Origin of the sequence: Colwellia sp. BRX8-7 (assembly GCF_014077275.1) — a bacterium.
In the GTDB taxonomy this organism is placed as follows: domain Bacteria; phylum Pseudomonadota; class Gammaproteobacteria; order Enterobacterales; family Alteromonadaceae; genus Colwellia_A.
In genome coordinates this window covers 1-3883 of sequence record NZ_JACGVP010000044.1, presented here as the reverse complement: position 1 = coordinate 3883, position 3883 = coordinate 1, and the positions used below count along the sequence as shown (strand labels likewise).

Annotated in this window: 5 protein-coding genes; all 5 read right to left on the bottom strand. The window is 33.9% G+C overall.

The window, feature by feature from the left end; translation table 11 throughout:
* Positions 1 to 639 precede the first annotated feature (639 nt).
* Positions 640 to 999, bottom strand: a complete 360-nt coding sequence (locus H4J57_RS19130) for a PDZ domain-containing protein (protein ID WP_182176826.1) — start codon at positions 997 to 999, stop codon at positions 640 to 642.
* Positions 1000 to 1583: 584 nt separating this feature from the next.
* On the bottom strand, positions 1584 to 1964 hold the full coding sequence (locus H4J57_RS19125) for a hypothetical protein (protein WP_182243940.1): 381 nt from the start codon (positions 1962 to 1964) through the stop codon (positions 1584 to 1586).
* Positions 1965 to 2099: 135 nt separating this feature from the next.
* Positions 2100 to 2885, bottom strand: coding sequence for a hypothetical protein (locus tag H4J57_RS19120; protein WP_182223033.1), 786 nt, complete (start codon positions 2883 to 2885; stop codon positions 2100 to 2102).
* Positions 2886 to 3026: 141 nt separating this feature from the next.
* Positions 3027 to 3380 (bottom strand): hypothetical protein, encoded by a 354-nt coding sequence (locus H4J57_RS19115; protein WP_182243939.1) that lies wholly within the window; start codon positions 3378 to 3380, stop codon positions 3027 to 3029.
* Between the two features lie 100 nt (positions 3381 to 3480).
* The gene (locus tag H4J57_RS19110) at positions 3481 to 3741 is read right to left on the bottom strand and encodes a hypothetical protein (RefSeq protein ID WP_197517670.1); all 261 of its coding nucleotides are present in this window, start codon (positions 3739 to 3741) and stop codon (positions 3481 to 3483) included.
* Positions 3742 to 3883: the final 142 nt, after the last annotated feature.

Below are 3883 nucleotides of genomic sequence, written 5' to 3'. Positions count from 1 at the left end.
ATATTGGCGTAAATGACGTAGAGCTTGGCGAAACACTCCAAAACCATATTTAGAAAGTACAAACGCCTACTTAAATTGGCAAATGCTTTAAACAATAAAACGAAGTGGCGATTACACCTAACGCCCTATTAAGCGGCGCGAAATTGTTGGCTAAAATGGCGAGGAACGAAGCTAGCCAACTGTTTAGCGTCCGTCTTGAATAGCTTGTTATATGTGGCTTACATGGCAAACACTTAAGTTACCAAGAACAATAAAAGGTTAAAGCGTGGAATGAGTAGATTTAAAAAACCTTTCGCCACTTTGCTGCTAACCGTGAATTTGAGCCGTTTACTAAAAAACCAGTTAAGCAAAAACCTAAACAAACTTTATAAAACCTAAAGGTAATTGAGCGATATGCACTAAATCCATTTAGGCGAAAACTGTGTAACCAAAAATACAAACTGATTTTATGCCACTAAAGTTACCACAAAAAATAACGGAAACAAGTACAAACCATTAATTTATATGCCCAAGTTACAAAACATAATTACTTGAACAGTGGCGACATATAACGCCCACTTAAGCGGACAAAAATAGTTGGTTAAAATGTGAAGCGAAGCGGAACCTAACCAACTGTTTTTGTTCCGTTTGAAGTTCTTGTTAGGCTTTACCTACCTCGATATTTATTTCTTTTGTATTGCCATTAGACGTTTCAACTACTAGATGCAATACAGACCCAATGGGCATTTTTAAGAAGTCTTTTGCGATCGAAGCTGAACAACCCGGTATTTCGCAACCCTCAATAGATATAACCTTGTGTCCTACCTCTAATCCCGCTTTAGCAGCAGGAGAATTAACAATAACTTTGTTAGCAATCAACTCAACTACTTCGGGACTAAAAAAACCACTGGCCGTGTAATCCCAAGTCACACCAATTTTTAGCTTTTCTTTAGCTAATAATGATGTTGGAACCAGTAAAAATAAAAATGCTATTGATAAACTAAACCTTGAAATGAACATATAACCTCTTTATAAGCCTAACGCCCCATTAAGAGGCTTTTAATTGTTGGTTATAATGTGAAGCGAAGCGGAACCTAACCAACTGTTAAAAGTCCTGCTTGAATGGCTTGTTATATACCTATTTATATTTCCAAAAGCTATTGTAAACATAAGGAAAAAGCAATCCAAAGACACTACCAGTAATCAATGTAAATGCAACTAAATAATAAAGTTCAATTGATAATAAGTAGTACAAAATAGTCGATGGTACGGCTGAAGAGAAGACTCCAACAATTAGCGCAAATGATAGACTTAACCCCTCTTTAAAAAAGAAAAGGAAATAACTGAAAACACAACCGAATACGAATCCGTAAATAGAACCAGCCATAGGCAACAAGATCCAAGAATGGTTTTGTGTCACTAAACCATAAATGAGACCAATAAGTCCAAAAAGGAGGCTAGATATAAAAACTGTCGCTAGATATTTCACAAAACCTCATAGGTATATAACGCCTCATTAAGAGGAAATTTATAGTTGGCTAAAATGTTGAACGCAGTGAAAACAGCCAACTGTAAATTTTCCTGCTTTAATGACTTGTTATACGCTATTTTTCAGGCTGTAAAATATAATTTCCGTTCCATATGCTATCAGGTGTAGTTTTATCGTCATAGTTATCATATTGAAGTTCAATAACCATTGCACCTTCACTAAAATGAATAAAACCTAAATATTTGTAATACCCTTTTTCCGTTGGAATTTCATTACCTTTAACTACACCTGAAATTCTAGGAACATTTAATGTTTCTGATATTTCACTAGATCCTCTAAAAACAAATGAAATTGGATCATGAGCCATATTTCCACGCATTCCAGTCAGGTTAATTTGATAACCGTTATCAGCTACTTTATAAGTTGAAACTTCATTATTGTAATTCTTAGTACAGCCTGAAATAAGTAGAACTATTAGAATAGATATGATTCTCAATGCTGGCTCCTTAGCGTATAACGCCCCACTAAGAGGCAAATGATAGTTGGCTATAATAGAGAGCGAAGCGAACAAAGCCAACTGTTATTTGTCCTGCTTGAGTGGCTTGTTATATTTTTTATAATGCTATAAGAACTAGTTTAATTTTAAATGACTAGTAACTTTATTCATTACGGAGAAAAACTTAAAGGGGTAAGGTTTATCGGATATGTCTTCCTCTTTAAGAAAGTAAATGTACGGTACAAAATCTTGTATTTCTATCTCCTTTATTATTTCGTCAATATCACTAGAGAAATAAAGATCACTATTAGTGTGTTGTAAAAATACTTTTTTCTTATAACTTCTAGGAATGAATCTAATATTCTGTAAATTTCGATTGTTCTGATAATTCTCAATATCACTGATCAGATTCATTAAATCTACTCGGCTTATAAATTTATTTTTATTTTTGTAATCAAAATAAACTTCCGCATTTATATTTTTTAATTTAATAAAAGGGTTGAATTCAGGTTCTTTCGGAATTGGAAAGTCTTCTAAATCCTCATCCAACAACCGTCTCACTTCAGATTTTATTTTTGATAGTTCAGCTATGTCGTCTCTAAATAAAATTTCAACATAAAAAGAATCGGAGATAACATATGCTGCTGTTTCTTCTGAATAGAGTACAACTTCTCCAGATGACTCCTGTTTCCACTTACCACTATCCGACTGACTTACTCCCATATGCTCTCTATTTATAACTGAATAAGAATTATCCTTTTTCAAAGTTAAAGAATACGATCCTGTTAAGTGATCAGAAAGGAAATGATAATCGCGCTCTTGAGATAAGACAAGCGTTGATAGAGTCTCGGCTGCAGCTATAGAAAGAGAATAGAATTGAAAAACGATTAGAAAAAAATATAAAGTAAGGTGAGAATTCATTTTATACCTTTGAAAGCAGATACACACCAAACAGTGTGTTGAAAAAATATAACGCCCCATTAAGAGGCAAATAATAGTTGGCTAAAATAAGCGACGAAGGAGCAAATAGCCAGCTGTTATTTGTCCTGCTTGAATGGCTTGTTATACGCAATTTTCATATTTAAGCGTTTGATAGTGAGTAACTTTACCATTAATTAAGATCTCCGCAACACAATACAAACCATTATGAGAAATGATATAAATCCTAGAGCTAATTATTTTTCCTGATGGTAATTTAAACTTACCATAAGTAGTAGATGTGCTTCCTCGATATGAGCCACTAGATCTTTGTTCAAATGACTCTAGAAGATAAGTCTGACCATATTTAACTTCATCTTCTTTAAAGCCGAAATCAACTTCCATAAGAAAATATAAACCGATAGCTAAAGCAATAAGTGCAAACGCAAAGCGAACTTTGACTTTAGATTTGATGCGTACTCTATAGGGTTGATTCATATTTGCGTATAACGCCCCACTAAGAGGCAAATGATAGTTGGTTATAATAGAGAGCGAAGCGAACAAAACCAACTGTTATTTGTCCTGCTTGAGTGGCTTGTTATGTGTTTGTGCCACCAAAGTCGTTCATCATTTTATTTAATAATGGTAGTGATGGATTTACCTCAAAAGAATCAGGATCATTTTCAAACAACATTTCGATATAGTTATGTATAACCCTATATTCTCTAATATTATTAATACGACCTCGCTTTAAAATATGACTAACTTGAAAGCGGAAAACTTTGCGATCTAAAACAATATACCCAAACTTAAATGATAGAAATAATAGAACGATTATAAAAGCAACTAACATTTCCAAAACTACCAACCTTTAAAACACATAACGCCTTACTAAGCGGCGCGAAATTGTTGGCTAAAATGTACGAGGAACGAGTGCTAGCCAACTGTTTAGCGTCCGTTTGAGTAACTTGTTATATGGCTACTTGCCTAACCAACTTATT

Bases quoted from the DNA above. Each gene is read 5' to 3' on its own strand.
- H4J57_RS19130 (WP_182176826.1), bottom strand. From the start codon at position 999: ATGTTCATTTCAAGGTTTAGTTTATCAATAGCATTTTTATTTTTACTG.
- H4J57_RS19120 (WP_182223033.1), bottom strand. From the start codon at position 2,885: ATGAATTCTCACCTTACTTTATATTTTTTTCTAATCGTTTTTCAATTC.
- H4J57_RS19115 (WP_182243939.1), bottom strand. From the start codon at position 3,380: ATGAATCAACCCTATAGAGTACGCATCAAATCTAAAGTCAAAGTTCGC.